Source organism: Mycobacterium sp. (assembly GCF_049281135.1).
Lineage (GTDB): Bacteria > Actinomycetota > Actinomycetes > Mycobacteriales > Mycobacteriaceae > Mycobacterium.
The window spans coordinates 1-17,965 of record NZ_JBAPRN010000654.1 but is presented as its reverse complement, the minus strand read 5'-3'; the positions used below and the strand labels follow the sequence as shown (position 1 = coordinate 17,965).

The window sequence follows — 17,965 nt, the reverse complement described above, 5'->3', positions numbered from 1 at the left end:
CAGCAGAACGCTGACCTCGCCCTCCGGGATCTCCAAAGTGACGTCTTCCCAGATCCGCTGGGACCCGAAGGACTTCGTCAGTCCCTCGACCGAGATACCGATGCCCATTACGACGACTGCCCTCCGTGAAACACCCTCGGTGGCACGACTTAACTCCGATTCCCCTGTCGCCCCATGGGCATCTCTTTTGCTAGTAAGACGGTTGCTATCGTCGCTGACCCCGATCGTTGCCCGCTTCCCCCGAAAGAGCACAGTTTGCTCTCCTACCGGGGGCATGACTCACGTGAGGGACGGAGTGGCGAACCAAAAGCCAAGAATCATCACGGCCACGATGACCGGCCAAGCTTGGAAAGCAACACGTACGGGAATCGGTGCATCGCGCAGCTCCATGAAGTCCAGCATCACGTAACTAACCTTCATCGCAGCGATCGCGAAAATTCCGACGACCGCGACGGCGGGGCTGACCAGATCTTTCGAAAGTCCCCATGTGGTAACGCAAGTCAGCACCATGAGGCCCAGCCAGACCACGGTGACCCGTTCACGCAACACCGACATCAAGCTGCCTTCTGCAAGTAGAGCAAGGGGAAAATGACAATCCACAACAGGTCCACCAGGTGCCAGTAGGAAGCGACGCATTCCGGCACGACCCGTTGCAAGCTGTTGTAGGCGCGGCGCCGGGAGCGAACCCAAAGGTAGCCAAGAAGGCTGGTGCCGAACACGACATGCAAAAGATGGATCCCGGTCAGGGTGAAATACCACATGTAGAAGTCGTTGGTGGCCGGCCGGATGCCTTGAGCGAACTTCTCGAAGTACTCGATCGACTTGGACACCATGAACATCAGACCGGTAAGCGCCCCGCCGAGCAGATAGCGAGGCACTCGGTCGATGAGGTCCCGTTTGAGGGCTTGGATTGCGAGTGCCACCGACCAGGAACTGGTCAACAGAACCAGTGTGTCGATGCCACCCAGATTCATGTTGAGGGTATGGCGCGAAGCCTCGAAGACGGCTGGATTGTGCAGCCTAGCCTGCATGAAGCTGCCGAACAGGATCGCGAAGATGACCGAATCGGCGCCGATCGCAACCCAGACGCCGTCCACACCGGGAAGGCGTCTGGATGTCACGCGATCATCGGTGGTAACGACCTCCGTGTCGCTAATCGTTGACACGCCCCGCGGCCTCGTCTTCGGCCTTGATGCGGTCGACAGCTCGAATGATGTAGTACGACAGCGACGGGATCCAGATGAACCAGGTGAAGAACGCGATCCAGAAGCTGATCACGCCGTTGAAGGCCAGCGGGCCGGTCGTCACGAACGGGATCGCACTGACCGCAAAGAACGATGCAAAGGTGACCCAACCCCACCAGATGACGAATTGTCCGACCAGCTTCTTCTCGCGCCTGTCCCGCATGAACACGATGCTGATTGCGGCGATCTGCAGCGAGGTGACAAAGTAGGCCAAGTCGAAAAGCAGCCAGCCCATCCAATAGAGCATGTGCATGACGCCGGGAGTGAGGTTGTCGACCTCGTGCGCGGCGGTCAGCCAAATCGCCAAAGTCACCATCACAGGCGCACAGGTGATCGTTCCACCCATCATCTCCAGCTTGGACAACAAGCCGTTGGGGCCCTCCACACGTTCCATCACGCGAGCGACGGCCACGCTAAATGACATGTAGAACGCGGTCATCGTGACGCAGATGCTCAACGCAATCAACAGCGGAAGCCGGAAATCGTGGAAGTGCGCCTTGACCTGTTCCGGCGTCGCGCTGGGCGGGAATGGCGGCATGTTGTGCGCAACAATCCCCCAGAGCACGAAGACCGCGAACAGAAACACAGGACCCGTCCACGCCAGAACCTTCCACGACGTGTAATCGGTGCGGTACGGCGATAAGTCGCGCGCGGCAGCGGTGGCGGATTCGGCATGTATTGCCATTGGACCTGCTCCTCAATTCACAATGTGCAGGGACACACATCAGCGACCCGGAACCAACGGGCTTCTCACCAATCGTCGCCGACGCCGCCGCGGCAGGCTTCACCCGAAGGAGCGGAATTCGCTACCCCTTTCGGGGACAATCATCAGAGCCCGCCGCCTGCGCACGGAATGCGGTCGCTAGAAGCCGGCCCCGTGAACCTCGTGACCGGGCGTTTCCGTCGCGAGCCCGCGGTATGCGTCGTCAGGGGTAGCGCCATGATTGATAACGCCGTCGACTTCACGAGCGATCGGCATGGCAATGCCATACGAATCGGCGAATCCCATCACTACGCTGACGGCTTTGACTCCCTCAGCGACCTGATTCATCGACGCGATGATTTCGTCGATAGGCTTGCCTGCACCGAGTTCCTCGCCAACATGGCGGTTGCGGCTGCGCTGGCTGGTGCATGTGACGATGAGATCGCCCATACCGGCCAGCCCGGCGAAGGTGTCGCGGTAACCACCCGCCGCCTCGCCGAGCTTGGACATCTCGCGCACCGCACGGGTCATCACCATGGCGCGGGTGTTTTCGCCAATGCCCACCGAGTAGCCCATGCCTACAGCGATCGCGTAGACATTCTTCAGCGCGCCCGCCATCTCGACGCCAATGACATCGTCGGTGGTGTAAGTCCGAAATCGCTTGGTGCGAAACAACCCGGCAAGATTCGCGGCAAGATTCTGATCCGACATCGCCAACACGGCCGCGGCCGCATAGCCCTCGGCCACTTCGCCGGCGATATTGGGACCGGCCAGAATACCGGCTGGATGCCCGGGCAAAACTTCGTCGACAATCTGGCTCATCCGCATGTTAGTGCCTTGTTCGAGGCCCTTGACCAGAGACACCACCGGCACCCACGGGCGAAGCTGGCTGGCCAGCTCGGTGAGCACGTTGCGGAACCCGTGCGAGGGCACCCCCATCACAACAACATCGGCGCAATCGGCCGCCTCTGCGAAATCGGTGGTGGCGCGCAGCGTATCGCTCAATGCGACGTCATTGCCGAGATAGCGACTATTGCGGTGGTAGTCGTTGATGTCTTTCGCGGTCTTCTCCGAGCGCACCCATTGCAAGGTGGGTCCGCGACGTGCGCAGATGGAGGCGATGGTCGTGCCCCACGAGCCTCCGCCGAGGACCACGACGTGGGGTTGACGTTGGGTGGGTGTCACGTCGGCCACGCTTTCACTGCCGCCACGATGACCGCCTCTCGTAGCACGCTTCACCTGCGCGAACTCAGACGTCGCTATCCTCGCCGATTCGGCCGGCGCGGGCTTCCCCCCAACGGGGCACTTTTGGCCTGCCTCCTCAGGGCATACCGCAGAGAACCGAACCGACTGGGGTCAAACGGTAAGTTCGGAGGTTAGGTCATCGGGCTGACCAGTCACCGACAGCACTGTCTGCCAGAGGTAGCCATTGGTGTCGACCTGTTTCCGGGAAGCGACCGCCAACGGAATCGGTAAGTGGGTCAGCCGGCGTCGCCAAGAACCGATCACGATGTCGGTCTTGCCAGCCATGCCGGCGTGAACAGCCGCGTGACCCAACCGAAGACAGAAGTTGGCATCCCGAGCATTCGCAGGCAGACTGCGGATCATGTAGCTGGGGTCGATGTATTTGAGACTTACCGAGGTTCCCCGAGCCTGAAACTCTTCTGGGATAACCTTTTTGAGGTACACCCCGATATCACTATGGCGACGATTCCCTGACGCATCAAACTCCGCTGTCTCACTGAGCAGATTCTGGCCGGCCCCCTCGGCCACGACGATCACCGCATAACCGTCTCTCTGGATCCGCTGCCACGTTGCCTCGATGACCCCAGCGACGTTAAACGCAATCTCGGGAATCAGGCATAAACCGACTTGGGTATCGGCGAGCGTCGCGAAGCTGGCGATGAACCCGGCGTCGCGACCCATCAACTTCACCAGACCGATGCCGGCTCGGTGGCACGACGCCTCGACAAACGCCGCGCGGGTTGCCTGGCGCGCCGCCTCGACCGCAGTGTCGAATCCGAAAGACATGTCGATATAGGAGATGTCGTTGTCGATAGTCTTGGGTACACCAACCACAGCGATATCAAGCTTTCGGCGCCGAATCTCCTCCACGATCAAATGCGCCCCGCGGAGCGTTCCATCGCCTCCGACCGTGAACAGCAGTTGGATCCCAAGTCGCTCCAGAGTGTCGACCATTTCATCGACCGGTTGCGGACCACGGGACGAACCCAGGACACTACCGCCTACCTCGTTAATCTGACCGACACGGCGCGTGGTCAGCTCGATCGGTTTCAAACTGTCTGGCTCGGCCAGACCCGCGTAACCGAACCGGAAGCCGTAAATCGCTGTAACACCGTACTTTTCCTGAAGACAAAAGACGATAGACCGGATGACGTCGTTCAAGCCGGGACAGAGGCCGCCGCACGTGACAATTCCGCACCGGAGTTCGCCGGGGTTGAAGTAAATCCGTTCTCGCGGCCCAGCTAGCTCGAAGGCGGCCGGATCCACGCCTGCTTCGATCTGCGCGCGCAGTTCGTCAATGTCCGTGCGGAACAAGAGCCGTTTCGATGTGTCCATGAAATGCGCAGTCCGCAAAGGCGAAACGACGGCGCACTCGCCGATGCTGTCGGTACTAAAATCTGGCGTCGTTGGCGTCATATTGCACGTGCCCCCTCAGAGACGTCGCCATCGTCGCCGACCCAGCCGAGCCAGGCTTCCCCCCGACGAGCACCTTTTGGTCTCCAACTCGAGTCATCCCCCGCAGATTTCCTGTCCAGCGGGGCAATGCACGCGGCGGCGGGCCGTTTCCTCATCACGGTTTGTTGGCCTTCTACCTACCCGTCATCATCTGGAGCGTCTACATCACGTTGATCACCGGGTTCATGCTCACAGAGCTAAGACGCGCTCCCGAGCGGCCAAAGATCCCTGAACCCATGGGCCGAACCTGATGTCGATCGGGAGCGTGTCGCCGCAGGATCCGCTGCTTCCATTTCAAGGCCCTCATGGTTTATGGTCTGACCTAAAGACCATTTAGTAAATTTTGGACGAGGTTGGCGGGAGACAAGCTGATGCGATGGGAACTCTCCGAAGAGCAAGAGCTGTTCACCACCTCACTGCGCGAGTGGTTAGGCCAACGTGCCGAGCCAGCTGCGGTGCGCGGCTGGTTGGATGCCGGCGACCCTTCCAGCTTCGAGCGGCTTTTAGCCGGTGAGGGTTGGGCCGGGGTCGGCTTCGACGAGGAGCTCGGCGGCCAGGGCGGTGGCTTACTGGAACTCGCACTTACCGCCCGAGAACTTGGGCGGGTGGCGGCGCCGTCGGCCAGCTGGTTGCAGTCGGCGATTGTTGTCCCAGCGCTGGCCGACGAGCCGGCGCTGGTATGTGCGGCAAACGAGTCTGGTGAGTTGACCGCGTTGGCGGTACGGGCCGATCGCATACCGGCGGCGTCGTCCTCGGTGGAGAGTCGGGCTGACCGGCTGCATGGGCGCATACCTTGCGTATTGGGCGCCACCCGGGCGGCACGATTTGTGGTTCCCGTAGCCGATGAAGGAAATCTATCGCTATGGCTCGTGGATGCCGCTGACCGTGGCGTCGGGCTTCACCCCCGCTCGTTGCTGGACCGCTCGAGAGACGCCGCTGATGTGACCTTTGACGACGTACCGGCGCGGCGGCTCGACGCCAACGCGACCGCGGCGATCGGCGAAATCGCGACCCGGACAGCGGTTCTGACGGCCGCAGATGCATTGGGCGCATCGGAGCGGATGCTCCAACTCGCTGTCGACTACAGCAAGCAGCGAGAGCAGTTCGGCCAGCCGATCGGCGCATTCCAGGCGGTCAAACACGCCGCCGCACAGATGTTGGTCACCGTAGAGTCCTCGCTCTCCATTGTCTGCTACGCGGCAGAATCGGCGGAGGAAGGTTTGCCTGACCGTGCGACCCACGCCGCGGTTGCCAAGGCGCAAGTCACCGGCGGCTGCGCTGCGCTCGCCGACAGTGCACTGACGCTCCACGGCGCCATTGGCTACACCTGGGAGCACGACCTGCACCTCTTTTACAAGCGCGCCAAGCTCGACCGCGTGCTATTCGGCGCACCGGCCGCGTGGAACGAGCGCATCGCGGACCTACTGCCGTTGTTGCCAGCCGCGGGGTGACCATCTGTGGGCGACGAGAGCCTGAACACCCGGCCTTCCTTTTTGGTCTGTCCATTAGTATGATTAGTCCTTAGATCGAACAACCCCAATCCCGAGTGGAGAGCGTCGTGGATTTCCAGCTGAGCGATGACCAGCAGACGATTCGCGCTGCGGTCGCTGAACTTGCAGGGAAGTTCGACGACCACTACTGGATGACCAAGGACCAACAGCACGAGTTCCCGACCGAGTTCTACGACGCGTTCGCCGAAGGCGGCTGGCTCGGCATCACCACGCCGGAGGAATACGGCGGCCACGGATTCGGCATCACCGAGGCGTCGATTTTGCTCGAGGAGGTCGCGGCAAGTGGCGCCGGAATGAACGGCGCAAGCTCGATGCACATGTCGATATTCGGCATGCATCCGGTAATCGTGCATGGATCCGAGGAGCTCAAATCGCGCACCCTGCCCCGAATCGTGACCGGTGATCTGCATGTATGTTTCGGCGTCACCGAACCCGGCGCGGGACTGGATACCACAAAGATCACCACGTTCGCGCGCCGCGAGGGCGATCACTACGTCGTCAACGGGCGCAAGGTGTGGATCTCCAAGGCGCTGGAGTCCGAGAAGGTGCTGTTGCTGACTCGCACCACCAAGTTCGAGGACGCGAAGCGCAAGACGGATGGTATGACGTTGTTTTTGACGGACCTCGATCGTAGCAAGGTCGAGATTCGCCCGATCCCCAAGATGGGCCGAAACGCGGTGTCCTCCAACGAGTTATTCATCGATGGCCTCGAGATTCCCGTCGAGGATCGTGTCGGCGAAGAGGGCCAAGGTTTCCGTTACATCCTCGACGGCCTGAACCCCGAACGCTGCCTCATCGCGGCCGAAGCGCTAGGCATGGGGCGCGCCGCGCTACGAGCCGCGGTGCGCTACGGCAACGAACGGGAGGTGTTCGGCCGCCCGATCGGAATGAATCAGGGACTGCAGTTCCCGCTGGCCGACTCACTGGCCCGGCTCGACGCCGCCGAACTGGTGTTACGCAAGGCAACCTGGCTCTACGACAACAGCAAACCCTGTGCGCGCGAAGCCAATACGGCCAAGTACCTATGCGCCGATGCAGCGTTCACCGCTGCCGACCGCGCCCTGCAGACACACGGTGGCATGGGGTACTCCGAGGAGTACCACGTCGCGCGGTACTTCCGCGAGGCGCGGCTGACCCGCATCGCCCCGATCAGCCAGGAGATGGTGCTCAACTACCTCGGCGAGCACGTGCTGGGCCTGCCAAGGAGCTACTGATGACACAGCGTGATGTGTTTCGGCTCGACGGGCGCTCAGCGCTGGTCACCGGTGCGGGCAGCGGACTCGGCGAAGCGATCGCCCGGGCCTTCGCGGCCGCCGGCGCCGCTGTTCTGGTAACCGACCTCGATAAGGACTCCGCCTCGGCCACAGCGGAATCGATCAGCGCCGCGGGCGGCACCGCACAGCCGTTTGTGCTAGACGTGCGCGACTCGGCAGCGGCAAAGGAAGCCGCCGCGGCAGCAGCCGAACTCGGTGGCGGCACATTAAACATTCTGGTCAACAACGCCGGCGCCATCGCACCCGCGATGTTCGCCGACCTTTCCGAGGAGAAGTTCCGTCGTATCATCGACATCCATCTCGTCGGCAGCTTCGTCTGTAGCCAGGCCGCATTGCACCACGTCCGTGCCGACGGAACCGGGCGCATCATCAACGTCACCTCGGCGGCCGGCCTCACCGGAACCATCGGCCAAGCCAATTACGGGGCCGCCAAGGCGGGCATCGTAGGCCTGACGAAGTCGCTGGCTCGTGAGCTCGCGCGCCAGTCCATCACCGTGAACGCCGTCGCACCACTGGCCGCGACGGCCATGACGGCCAATATCCGCAGCAACGAAAAGCTGGCCGCGAAAACCCTTGCCCGAATTCCTCTGGGGCGGTGGGCCTCCCCGGACGAGATTGCACCAACCTTCGTCTTCTTAGCCTCGGACGCCGCGTCATACATCACCGGCCAGGTGCTGCCGGTCGACGGTGGGACGGTGATCTGATGCCCCACACCGTGATCGGGCCGTTCGCCTCGACGGGCCGCGCTGCCTACATCGCCGAAGCGGTACGCACCCCGGTAGGCAAATCGCATCCCGAGCGTGGCTGGTACCGCGACGTCCACCCCAACGCGATGTTGGCGGCCTGTTACACCGAGCTGATCAAACGCACGGGAATCCAGCCCGCAGAGGTCGAAGACCTCGTGATCGGCTGCACCGCCCCGTTCGGCGAACAATCGCGCAACATTGCTCGCAACGCCTGGTTACAGGCAGGCTATCCGCCCGAAGTGCCGGCCACAACACTCGACCGGCGTTGCGGTTCAGCGCAAACCGCGGTGGAAATGGCTGCCGCGCTGGTGGCTTCGGGCACGCACGACATCGTCATCGCCGGCGGCGTGGAGCACATGGGCCACGTCCCGATCGACTCCCCCATCAAGATCTCCGAACTATACGGCGACCCCTGGCCGGCCGAGCTGCGCGACCGCTACGCCTTCGTCCACCAAGGTGAAAGCGCTGAGCTCATCGCCGACCGTTGGGAGCTGAGCCGTGAGGAAATGGATGCCTTCGCGGCGCGGTCACACCAGAGCGCCAGCAAGGCCATCGCCGATGGCCGGTTCGTCGGCGAGATGGTTCCGATGACCCTCGACGGCCAAATCCGTTCCACCGACCAGTGCGTGCGCCCGGAGACGACGGTGGAGACGTTGGCTAACCTCAAACCGGCGTTCCGCAAGGAAGGCGGACGAATCACCGCCGGATCGTCATCACCCATCAGCGACGGCGCAGCCGCCGTTTTGCTGTGCTCCGCTGACGCGGCGCAGCGGCTGGGGCTACGACCGCGCGCCCGGATCGTCGACCAAACCACCGTCGGTGTCGATCCGATCATCATGCTGACCGGGCCCATCCCTGCTACCCGGAAGTTGTTGCAGCGCAACGATCTCAGCATCGATGAGATCGATTTGTTTGAGGTCAACGAGGCGTTCTCTTCGGTGGTGCTGGCCTGGCAGCGCGAGCTGCGTGCCGACGTCGACCGCGTGAACGTCAACGGTGGTGCGATCGCGCTGGGCCACGCCGTCGGCGCGACCGGGGCCAGGTTGATCGCCACCCTGATCCCCGAACTCGAACGCCGCGACGCCGACCTCGGGCTGGTGACCATGTGCTGCGGGGGGGGTCTGGGGACAGGAACCTTGATCCAACGGGTACCGACGTGATCGATTTCAGACAATTCCTGTCGCGGGATGACGGAGTCTGGTGGGGTCAGGCCGCCGCGGAGCCGCGTCCGTTGGTCGATGCGCTGATCTTGCAGAGTCCCCGGATCGGTCCGATCCGCACATTCACCGGGCTGAGCTGGAACGACCAACACGCCATCACGATGCCCGGCCGCATGTCGATGGTGTCCTATGGCGGGCTCGGCGAGCTTCGGGAGCTGAGCCGGTCCGGACGCCTGGACGTGGTGCCGTGCCACTATTCGGCTCTACCGCGGATGTTCGCCGAACGTCGGCTGCCGTGCGACGTCGGCCTGATGCAGGTCTCCGCACCTGACCGAAACGGGACGTGCTCTTTGGGCATCGGTGTCGACTACGTCGCCGATGCGATGCAGCACACGCCGGTGCTCATCGCCGAGATCAACCAAAAGATGCCGGCCACGGTTGGCACCCAACGAATCCCGCTCGACCGGTTCGCGGCGACCATCAGCACTGACCGTCCGCTGGCCGAAGATCCCACCCGCGCACCAGGTGCCACCGAGCAGCGCATCGCCGCCCAGGTCGCCGAGCTCATCGACGATGGAGACACCGTGCAGTTGGGAGTCGGCTCGCTGGGCGCCGCGATGCTCGATGCGCTGGCCGAACACGAAGATTTGGGATTTCACACAGGCATGGTCACCGACGGGCTGCTCCGGCTGGTCGACAAAGGGGTGGCGACCGGCAGCCGCAAGGAGATCGACCCCGGATTGATTGTGGCCGGCACCGCGCTTGGTACGGCTGAGCTGTACAACCGGGTGCCCGAGCTTCCCGCCAGGTTCCTGCCGACCAGTTACACCCATAGTCCACAGGTGCTTTCGCAGCTGCACTCATTGGTTTCGGTCAACTTCGCAGTCGAAGTCGACCTGAGTGGGCAAGTGGGCGCCGAGGTCAGTCGCGGCGTATATGTCGGCGCTGTCGGCGGGCAGGTGGACTTCACCCGGGCCGCCGCACTCACCGGCAAACGTTCGATTATCGCGTTGCGGGCCACGTCGGGTGGCCAGTCCACGATCAAAGCCGCACTCGACGGCGGGATGGTCACCACCACGCGCTCCGACGTCGACACCGTCGTCACCGAATACGGCGTCGCGCATCTGCGTGGCTGCGGCTTGAGGGAACGAGCCCGACGAATGGCTGCCATCGCCGCCCCCGAGTTCCGCGACCAGCTTGACCGCGAAAGGAGCACACTGTGAATAGATTGCCCGAGCACATCGACATCCGCGAGGTGGGCCCGCGCGACGGCTTTCAGAATGAACCCGAAACCATCGCCACCGCCGACAAGATCGATCTGATCAACCAGCTGGCTCGGACCGGGCTGCGCCGCATCGAGGTTGCCAGTTTCGTGCGACCAGACGTCATCCCCCAGCTGTCCGACGGCGTCGAGGTGCTGCACGGCATCGATGTGCCCGACTACGTGTCGCTGATGGTATTGGTGCCCAACAGCAAAGGACTCGACAACGCACTCAAGGTGCGCGAGACCTTCTCCGAGGTGGCAATCTTCGTCAGCGCCTCGGAGACACATAACAAGAAGAACGTGAACCGAAGCATCGCCGAGTCGATGGCCGACAACGAAGTCATCGCCAAGCGCATCGTCGCCGAGGATCTGCGTTGCGCCGCCGTCATCGCAACCTCGTACGGTTGTCCGTTTGAGGGCAAGGTGCCGATGAATCGGGTGCTCGACATCGCCGAGCAGTTCGCTGCTGCGGGCGCCAGCGAGGTCGGGTTCGGCGACACCACCGGGATGGCCAATCCCGCCTATGTCGGTGAGTTCTTCGCTGCCGCTATCGAACGGCTGCCCGGTGTCGAGGTCACCGCCCATTTCCACAACACCCGTGGCCAGGGACTGGCCAATGCTTACGCCGCGCTGCAAGCCGGGTGCACCAGCTTCGAATCGAGCTTCGGCGAACTCGGCGGCTGCCCGGTGCCGGCTGGTTCGACCGGAAACATCGCCTCGGAGGATCTGATCAGCATGTTCCAGGAGATGGACGTGTCCACCGGGGTATCGCTGCCCGCCATCATCAACGCGGCCCGCGCCGCTCAGAGCGTGCTCGGCCGCAAACTAACCAGCCACTCCATCGTCGCGGGGCCGATCGACTGGGCACCCAATCCAGGCGTTAAGTCCTGCCGCTAAGCAGTCCATTACTCAAAGGAGAGAGCAGATCATGACCAACCGCGTCGCATTCGTCACCGGCGGAGCCCAAGGCATCGGCCAAGGCATCTCTGAAACCCTGGGCGCCAACGGGTTTCGGGTCGCCGTCGCAGACCTCAACCTGGAGGCGGCCGAAGCTACTGCAAAGCGCATTGCCGAGGCCGGCGGCGAAGCCATCGCGGTCCACGTCGATGTGACCGACACCAACTCGGTGCGCGGTGCGGTCAAGACCGTCGCCGACGAGCTCGGGGACATCGAAATCGTGGTCAACAACGCCGGCTGGGACGACTTCATGCCGTTTCTGAAAACTTCAGAGGACTTCTGGGACAAGATCCTTGACATCAACTTCAAGGGCGCACTGCGTGTCATCCACGCCGTCGTGCCCGGCATGGTGGAACGCGGGTTCGGACGGGTGATCAACATCGGTTCGGACGCCGGCCGGGTCGGGTCGTCGCTGGAAGCGGTCTACTCCGGCGCTAAGGGCGGCATCATCGCGTTCACCAAGACGCTGGCCCGCGAGGTGGCGACCAAGGGTGTGACCGTGAATACCGTCTGCCCGGGCCCCACCGACACCCCGGCGCTGCGCAAGTTCGCCGACACCTCCGGGCAGGATGCCGACAAGGTGATCGGCGGGATGACCCGCTCCGTGCCTATGAAGCGGCTGGCTCAGCCGTCGGATATCGCGGCCGCCGTCGCCTTCTTCGCATCCGATGCGGCCGAATACATCACCGGTCAGACGCTGTCGGTCAGCGGTGGCCTCACCATGGCGTAGCGGTCACACGGTTACACAGAATCCAAGGAGGGACATCAATGATGCAGTCCGAAAACGGTTCACCGGTAAGCCTGCGCATCGTGGACTCGGTGGTCGAGATCACGCTCAACCGGCCACCGGCCAACGCACTGGGCATGCCGATCATCGAAGGGCTGCACAGAGGGCTCGATGCCGCTGACGCGTTGCCCGCCAAGGTCATTGTGGTGTCCTCGGCGCTGCCCGGCTTCTTCGCGGCGGGCGCCGACATCAAGCACATGTCGTCCGTGGACGCGGCATCGTTCGGCGCGTATGGGGACGCCCTCCGCGGCGTCGTCGAGCGCCTGGCAGCCCACCCCGCGGTGTCGGTGGCTGCCGTCGACGGGCGAGCCCTGGGCGGCGGTCTGGAGCTTGCGATGGCGTGCACGCTGCGTGTCGGCGCTGCGGGGGCGCGGTTTGGTTTGCCCGAAGTCAAACTCGGCCTCATCCCGGGCGCTGGGGGGACGCAGCGCCTGCCCCGTCTCATCGGACGGGGCCGAGCATTGGACATCATGCTCACCGGACGCGAGGTGGAGGCGGACGAGGCGTTCTGGATCGGGCTGATAGACCGTCTTGCTGAACCGGATACCACCGCCAGAGCAACGGCATGGCAGCTGGCCGTTGCGTTGACTGGCGCCTCATCACCCGCGCAGCGTGCGGTCGTCCGCACGGTGGACGCTGCCTACGACCGGCCGCTGGCCGAAGGTCTGCGCTACGAGGCCGAACAGGTCCAAGAACTGTTCGAGCGGGGCGAGGCACTCGAGGGCATTCGGGCGTTCATCGACAAGCGCACTCCCGAATTCGCCTGAGCAGAAGGAATTTCCGATGATCGATCTCGAACGGCGTTATCAAACATTGCTTCTCGAGTCACCCGCGGACGCTGTACTCCAACTGACGTTGAACCGGCCCGAGCGGCTCAACGCAATGACAGTAACCATGTTCGACGAACTTGAGTCGGTCGCGCGCGCGATCGCGGACGACCGTGACGTCCGCGTCGTGATCCTGACCGGTGCCGGTAGGGCATTCTGCGCGGGCTACGACCTGGACGAGGCCGAGGAACTGGCCTCGTTGTCGGCCTTGGGCATGCTTGACCGCCAGGAGCGCGCGGCCCGCGCGCTGAGCGCCGTCCGGGCAATACCGGTGCCGGTGATCGGCGCGGTGAATGGGCCCGCCGCCGGCGGTGGCATGTCGCTCACCCTGATGGCCGACATCCGCCTTGGGTCGCCTGCCGCGAAGTTCAACGCCGCGTTCGTACGGATCGGGCTCTCCGCCGGCGACCTGGGGGCGTCCTGGCTACTGCCGCGGCTGATCGGCCCGTCGGCGGCCGCCGAAATCGGTTTCACCGGACGTATCGTCGAGGCCGAAGAAGCTGAACGGCTCGGCTTGCTCAACCGGGTGACTGGTCCCGACGACTTGCTCGACCAAACCCTGGCCATGGCAACCCAGATCTGCGCCAACTCTCCCGGCGGCATCCGGATCTCCAAACGCGCATTGCAGGCGAACATGGAAGTCGCATCCTTCGCCGCGGCGCTCGAACTGGAAAACCGCGGCCAGGCACTGCTGACGCGCTGCGACGACATGACCGAGGCGTTGCAGGCCTTCAAGGCCAAGCGACCACCAAACTTTTCCGGGCGGTGAACGTGAGCACCGCCACATCACACTGGAATCGGGTATCGCGGCGGCCGCTGGCCGATGTGCTTGGCGAACTGCATACGGCCCAGAACCTGGCCTTCGATGAACTTCGACCAGGCATCGTTGTCATGTCGGTGAATCGGCCACACCGTGCGAACTCGCAGACAGTCGACATGTTTGGCGAAATAGCCTGGGCCACTGCATTGTTGCGTAATGCCCCGTTACATGCATTGATCGTCACCGGGGCGGGTGGAAAGGCGTTCTGCACCGGCTTCGATCTGGACGAGGTGGACGTCCTGACCCGGATGTCGGTGTCAGAGTTCACCGATCTCGTTGAGACCGCCGCGGCCGGGTCCACCGGGCTGCGCGCTCTGCCGTACCCGGTGATCGCCGCGGTCGGCGGCCCGGCGGCCGGCGGTGGTTTGTCACTGGCGTTGGCCGCCGACATCCGCGTCGCCGACCAGACCGCCAGTTTTAGCGCCGGCTTTGTGCGAGTCGGGCTGTCCATTGGCGAGCTCGGCACCTCGTGGAATTTGATCCGGCTGATCGGGCCGGGCCGGGCGGCGGAGCTGGCGTTCACCGGGCGGACGGTGCGAGCCGTCGAAGCCCATCGCATCGGACTGGCCGACCGGCTCGCCGAGACGGGCAGTGCGCTCGACACGGCGATCGAGCTGGCCGAAACCGTCGCCGAAAACTCCGACGACAGTATGCGATCCACCAAGAACGCACTCGTCCGCAATCTCGAGAACAACTCCTTCAGGTCCGCGCTGGAGATGGACACCCGCGGCCAGGCGCTAGCCCTGCAGGTTCCGACCACCCGCAGCGCACTGTTGAAGCTGCAGGAGGAGTCACCGTGACCGCATCGGAAGAACTGCGCACCGGGCTCGGCCCCGCCGACGACCTCCGGCACCGATCGGTGGCCGGGGAGAGAACGCGTGACTCCCTGTTCTGGGAGCTGATCATGCCGGAAGAACAACTTGGCCTCCAGGTCTACCTTTACCTGACGGGCAGCGGTAAGGCCGGCTACAACGTTTGCGTCTGGGGCCCGGATGCGCGCCCTTTGGCGCTGCACCTCCATCAGGGGCGGGTGCCCGATCATTCCGATCTCGACGACTTCTCCTTCGACGGGCTGACGCTCACGCAGCCTGAGTTACGCAAGTCCTGTGTGCTGGCCTACCAACGTGACGACGTGCGAATCGATTTCGCGTTTGCCGGTATTCACGATGCGTTCAGCTACCACTCCAATCCGGACGGGCTGCCCTCGTGGTTTGCGGTGAATCGGATCGAGCAAACCGGACGGGTGCACGGACAACTCGAAGTCGCAGGCCGGCGCATCGAGTTGGACCGAATGGGGCATCGAGATCACTCGTGGGGGGTCCGCGACTGGGGCGTCCCACAGCATTGGAAATGGTTCGTTGCGTACACCGAATCTGGCCGCGCGCTCAACGGGTGGATTTGGATCGCCAAGGGCGAGTGGGGTTTCGCCGGCTATGTCGTGCGCGACGGAGTCACATACCCAGTCCGCTATATCGACCACCGCGCCGACTACGACGAACAGATGCGCCAACGTCGGCTGCAGGCGACTTTGACCGATATCACCGGTGCGCACACTGAGCTGGAGCTCGACGTTTTCGGTGTGATCGAGTTACCAACCCACGACCGGTTGCAGACAGTAATCCGCGAAGGCGCTTGCCGAGCCGTCATCGACGGCGAAAAAGGGGCGGGGCAGTTCGAGACACACTGGCAGGGAAGCTACCTGGACTACCTTTCGGAACAGGACAGGTGATGTGGTCGTGGTCTGAGGCCGAGGTCCTCCGGCTGGGCTCTTTCCTTGCCGACCGTGGCCTGTGCGGTCCGACGGTCACCGCTCAGGCCATCGGGGACGGGCATTCGAACCTGACATTCCTAGTGTCGGACGGACATTCGCGGGTCGTGGTGCGCCGACCACCGCCACCCCCGCTACCTCCCGGCGCCCATGACGTGCTGCGCGAAGCGAAGCTGCTGACGGCGTTGTCTCAGACTCTCGTCCCAGCGCCGGCCGTGTTGGCGACCGCAGAAGCAGGTGAGTTACTGGACGTTCCAACGTTCGTGATGGACTTCGTCGATGGCGCCGTGATCACTAACGCGACGCCGGCGCCTGTCGGTGACGCGCGAATACGCAGGCGCATCGGCGAATCACTGGTGGACACGCTTGCCGCGTTGCACAGCGTGCCTTGGCGTGAGATCGGACTCAGCGACTTCGGCAAGCCCGACGGGTTCAACGCCCGACAATTGCGGCGAATGCGGTCCCTGATTGCTGTAGATGGCACCGTGCCCAAGCCATTCGCAGAACTGGACGGCTGGCTGCACGCCCACCTCCCGCCTGAATCCCGAGTAGCGATTGTTCACAACGACTTCCGTATTGGCAACATGATCGTCAACACGAAGGTCGGCTCCATCGCAGCAGTCCTTGACTGGGAGCTTGCCACTATCGGGGACCCACTGGCCGACCTCGGGTACTTCCTCACCTCATACCCTGGCCCGGGTGAGCCGCTGGTCCCGACATCCGCGATGGGCACAGCCGTTCTAGAGCCGGGCTACCCTGCACGCGCCGAGCTGCTCGACCGATACGTCGACCGCACCGGCGCTGATGTGTCAGCACTGAATTGGTATGCGGCGCTGGCGATGTATAAACTCGGCGCGCTCTACGAGTACAGCCGTAGGCGACTCGAAAGTGGTGTCGGCGATCCCTACTACGCCGATCCTGCGTTGGTGAGTTCGTTCCTGGCTGCCGGCGAACGGCTAGCAGCCAAGGATTCCGCACTGACCTGATTTGCATCGGAACACAATCTTCAGGTGGCGCCCGTCACTTCCGTTCGCGCGCTGCCACTCTCGGTGGAGCGAAAATCCCTGATAGGGGGGACGAGACCAAGTGATTTATCGCATACCCTGACTGCGTGCCACCGGTCGATCACCCATTGAACCTGACCATGCAGGCGATCCTGACGGACGTCAGTTGGGCGCTGACCGCCGTTCTCCTGGTGCTTGCGGTCTGGATGGGTATGCGCGAGCGGACGCCGTTCTATGCACTCTTGGTGTTAGGGGCCTTGGTCGGCGCATTCGCCGAGCCGCTCTACGACGTGGCAATGATGCTGTACTTCTACTCCACATCCGGCATGTGGAGCCACTTCACTGCGTTCGACATCCCGCAACCGATCTGGACGCACAGCGGCTATGTCGTGCTCTACGCTGCCCCGGCGATCTACATCACCCGCCAGATCGCACGCGATGCGATGACCCGCGGCACGCTGCTCGTCTGGGCGGGCATCACGCTGCTTGAGTCGGCCGCATTCGAGATGATCGGAATCAACGGCGGACTTTACACTTACTGGGGCCCACACGTGTTCCGGATCTTCCAGTACCCGTTGGTGATTGGTGTGCTCGAAGCCGCTCAAGTGATCTGCTTTGCGATCGCGGCATCGGTCTTGCGTGACCGTCACACCAGCCTGTGGCAGCTGCTGGGCCTCTTTGCGCTCTTCCCCTGTACGTTTTTCATGGCCAACTTCGGCGCTGGCTGGCCCACGATCATCGCTGTGCATCTCAAGCACACCTCGACGCTGGCCGTCACAGCGGCGACGGTGGTGAGCATCGGCTTTGCGGTCGTCCTCGTGCGGGCGGCCGCGTCGTTCTTGCCGCGACAACCAGCCGTCGACACGGCGAGTAGTCCGAGCCGGTCCGGCACAACGCACGCTCAGCCTCTTCCCGGCGGGGCCAGCGCAGCGGGGCGGTGATGAGGCAGTCGCCGGTTACGCCTATCCAACCGAAGGAGCTTGCCAATGTCTGCATCCACCAATATTCGCCACGCCTTCTTCATTCTTGCCGGTGTTGTGGCGCTGGTGCTGACTTGGCCACACGCTTTCCAGTGGATGGCGGACGGTGGCAACATCCTCAACCCGATCGCGTTCTTTGGCGATGCGATGGCTCCGGGTGGAACCGCCGCGTTCCTGAGCATCGACATGGCCATCGCCTGGCTCGTGTTCATGGTGTGGG

19 protein-coding genes and 1 pseudogene are annotated in these 17,965 nt (G+C 63.3%); 14 read left to right on the top strand and 6 right to left on the bottom strand.

Annotated elements, in window-relative coordinates; translation table 11 throughout:
* The 6 genes and pseudogenes from WAN02_RS26230 to WAN02_RS26205 form a co-directional block, all read right to left on the bottom strand.
* Positions 1–108 (bottom strand): annotated as a pseudogene (locus WAN02_RS26230) (ABC transporter ATP-binding protein); the annotation flags it as partial.
* Between the two features lie 171 nt (positions 109–279).
* The gene (locus tag WAN02_RS26225; RefSeq protein ID WP_422267897.1) at positions 280–555 is read right to left on the bottom strand and encodes a cytochrome C oxidase subunit IV family protein; all 276 of its coding nucleotides are present in this window, start codon (positions 553–555) and stop codon (positions 280–282) included.
* Complete coding sequence (locus WAN02_RS26220) at positions 555–1,121, bottom strand: cytochrome c oxidase subunit 3 family protein (protein ID WP_422267895.1); 567 nt, start codon at positions 1,119–1,121, stop codon at positions 555–557. Before WAN02_RS26220 ends, WAN02_RS26225 begins: the two co-directional genes overlap by 1 nt.
* Before the next feature lie 31 nt (positions 1,122–1,152).
* Entirely contained in the window at positions 1,153–1,929 is a 777-nt protein-coding gene (locus WAN02_RS26215) for a hypothetical protein (protein WP_422267893.1), read from the bottom strand.
* A 177-nt stretch (positions 1,930–2,106) separates the two neighbouring features.
* A complete protein-coding gene (locus WAN02_RS26210) occupies positions 2,107–3,132 on the bottom strand; it encodes an NAD(P)H-dependent glycerol-3-phosphate dehydrogenase (protein WP_422267891.1) in 1,026 nt (341 codons plus the stop codon).
* Between the two features lie 171 nt (positions 3,133–3,303).
* Positions 3,304–4,608: an ATP-dependent 6-phosphofructokinase gene (locus WAN02_RS26205; protein ID WP_422267889.1), complete on the bottom strand. Its 1,305-nt coding sequence runs from the start codon at positions 4,606–4,608 to the stop codon at positions 3,304–3,306.
* A 410-nt stretch (positions 4,609–5,018) separates the two neighbouring features.
* Here WAN02_RS26205 and WAN02_RS26200 point away from each other — a divergent pair, with 410 nt between their 5' ends.
* From WAN02_RS26200 to WAN02_RS26135, 14 genes are all read left to right on the top strand, one after another.
* The gene (locus WAN02_RS26200; protein ID WP_422267887.1) at positions 5,019–6,098 is read left to right on the top strand and encodes an acyl-CoA dehydrogenase family protein; all 1,080 of its coding nucleotides are present in this window, start codon (positions 5,019–5,021) and stop codon (positions 6,096–6,098) included.
* A 107-nt stretch (positions 6,099–6,205) separates the two neighbouring features.
* The gene (locus tag WAN02_RS26195; RefSeq protein WP_422267885.1) at positions 6,206–7,372 is read left to right on the top strand and encodes an acyl-CoA dehydrogenase family protein; all 1,167 of its coding nucleotides are present in this window, start codon (positions 6,206–6,208) and stop codon (positions 7,370–7,372) included.
* On the top strand, positions 7,372–8,136 hold the full coding sequence (locus tag WAN02_RS26190) for an SDR family NAD(P)-dependent oxidoreductase (protein WP_422267883.1): 765 nt from the start codon (positions 7,372–7,374) through the stop codon (positions 8,134–8,136). Before WAN02_RS26195 ends, WAN02_RS26190 begins: the two co-directional genes overlap by 1 nt.
* On the top strand, positions 8,136–9,338 hold the full coding sequence (locus tag WAN02_RS26185) for a thiolase family protein (protein ID WP_422267881.1): 1,203 nt from the start codon (positions 8,136–8,138) through the stop codon (positions 9,336–9,338). The genes WAN02_RS26190 and WAN02_RS26185 overlap by 1 nt, the downstream gene beginning before the upstream one ends.
* Positions 9,335–10,561 (top strand): acetyl-CoA hydrolase/transferase family protein, encoded by a 1,227-nt coding sequence (locus tag WAN02_RS26180; RefSeq protein WP_422267879.1) that lies wholly within the window; start codon positions 9,335–9,337, stop codon positions 10,559–10,561. The genes WAN02_RS26185 and WAN02_RS26180 overlap by 4 nt, the downstream gene beginning before the upstream one ends.
* Entirely contained in the window at positions 10,558–11,499 is a 942-nt protein-coding gene (locus tag WAN02_RS26175; RefSeq protein WP_422267877.1) for a hydroxymethylglutaryl-CoA lyase, read from the top strand. Before WAN02_RS26180 ends, WAN02_RS26175 begins: the two co-directional genes overlap by 4 nt.
* A 31-nt stretch (positions 11,500–11,530) precedes the next feature.
* Positions 11,531–12,289, top strand: a complete 759-nt coding sequence (locus WAN02_RS26170; protein ID WP_422267875.1) for an SDR family NAD(P)-dependent oxidoreductase — start codon at positions 11,531–11,533, stop codon at positions 12,287–12,289.
* Between the two features lie 38 nt (positions 12,290–12,327).
* A complete protein-coding gene (locus WAN02_RS26165) occupies positions 12,328–13,113 on the top strand; it encodes an enoyl-CoA hydratase/isomerase family protein (RefSeq protein WP_422267873.1) in 786 nt (261 codons plus the stop codon).
* 16 nt (positions 13,114–13,129) lie between these two features.
* Positions 13,130–13,942 carry an enoyl-CoA hydratase/isomerase family protein gene (locus WAN02_RS26160; protein WP_422267871.1) on the top strand — a complete coding sequence of 271 codons (813 nt, stop codon included), beginning with the start codon at positions 13,130–13,132 and terminating at the stop codon, positions 13,940–13,942.
* A 2-nt stretch (positions 13,943–13,944) separates the two neighbouring features.
* Entirely contained in the window at positions 13,945–14,793 is an 849-nt protein-coding gene (locus WAN02_RS26155) for an enoyl-CoA hydratase/isomerase family protein (protein WP_422267869.1), read from the top strand.
* Positions 14,790–15,722: a DUF7064 domain-containing protein gene (locus tag WAN02_RS26150; RefSeq protein WP_422267867.1), complete on the top strand. Its 933-nt coding sequence runs from the start codon at positions 14,790–14,792 to the stop codon at positions 15,720–15,722. The genes WAN02_RS26155 and WAN02_RS26150 overlap by 4 nt, the downstream gene beginning before the upstream one ends.
* Complete coding sequence (locus WAN02_RS26145) at positions 15,722–16,747, top strand: phosphotransferase family protein (RefSeq protein WP_422267865.1); 1,026 nt, start codon at positions 15,722–15,724, stop codon at positions 16,745–16,747. The genes WAN02_RS26150 and WAN02_RS26145 overlap by 1 nt, the downstream gene beginning before the upstream one ends.
* Before the next feature lie 125 nt (positions 16,748–16,872).
* Positions 16,873–17,706 (top strand): hypothetical protein, encoded by an 834-nt coding sequence (locus WAN02_RS26140; protein ID WP_422267864.1) that lies wholly within the window; start codon positions 16,873–16,875, stop codon positions 17,704–17,706.
* Positions 17,707–17,751: 45 nt separating this feature from the next.
* A partial coding sequence (locus WAN02_RS26135) for a DUF2834 domain-containing protein (RefSeq protein ID WP_422267862.1) occupies positions 17,752–17,965 on the top strand: 214 nt, incomplete at its 3' end.

Bases quoted from the DNA above. Each gene is read 5' to 3' on its own strand.
- WAN02_RS26225 (WP_422267897.1), bottom strand. From the start codon at position 555: ATGTCGGTGTTGCGTGAACGGGTCACCGTGGTCTGGCTGGGCCTCATG.
- WAN02_RS26215 (WP_422267893.1), bottom strand. From the start codon at position 1,929: ATGGCAATACATGCCGAATCCGCCACCGCTGCCGCGCGCGACTTATCG.
- WAN02_RS26205 (WP_422267889.1), bottom strand. From the start codon at position 4,608: ATGACGCCAACGACGCCAGATTTTAGTACCGACAGCATCGGCGAGTGC.
- WAN02_RS26200 (WP_422267887.1), top strand. From the start codon at position 5,019: ATGCGATGGGAACTCTCCGAAGAGCAAGAGCTGTTCACCACCTCACTG.
- WAN02_RS26190 (WP_422267883.1), top strand. From the start codon at position 7,372: ATGACACAGCGTGATGTGTTTCGGCTCGACGGGCGCTCAGCGCTGGTC.
- WAN02_RS26185 (WP_422267881.1), top strand. From the start codon at position 8,136: ATGCCCCACACCGTGATCGGGCCGTTCGCCTCGACGGGCCGCGCTGCC.
- WAN02_RS26170 (WP_422267875.1), top strand. From the start codon at position 11,531: ATGACCAACCGCGTCGCATTCGTCACCGGCGGAGCCCAAGGCATCGGC.
- WAN02_RS26165 (WP_422267873.1), top strand. From the start codon at position 12,328: ATGATGCAGTCCGAAAACGGTTCACCGGTAAGCCTGCGCATCGTGGAC.
- WAN02_RS26160 (WP_422267871.1), top strand. From the start codon at position 13,130: ATGATCGATCTCGAACGGCGTTATCAAACATTGCTTCTCGAGTCACCC.
- WAN02_RS26145 (WP_422267865.1), top strand. From the start codon at position 15,722: ATGTGGTCGTGGTCTGAGGCCGAGGTCCTCCGGCTGGGCTCTTTCCTT.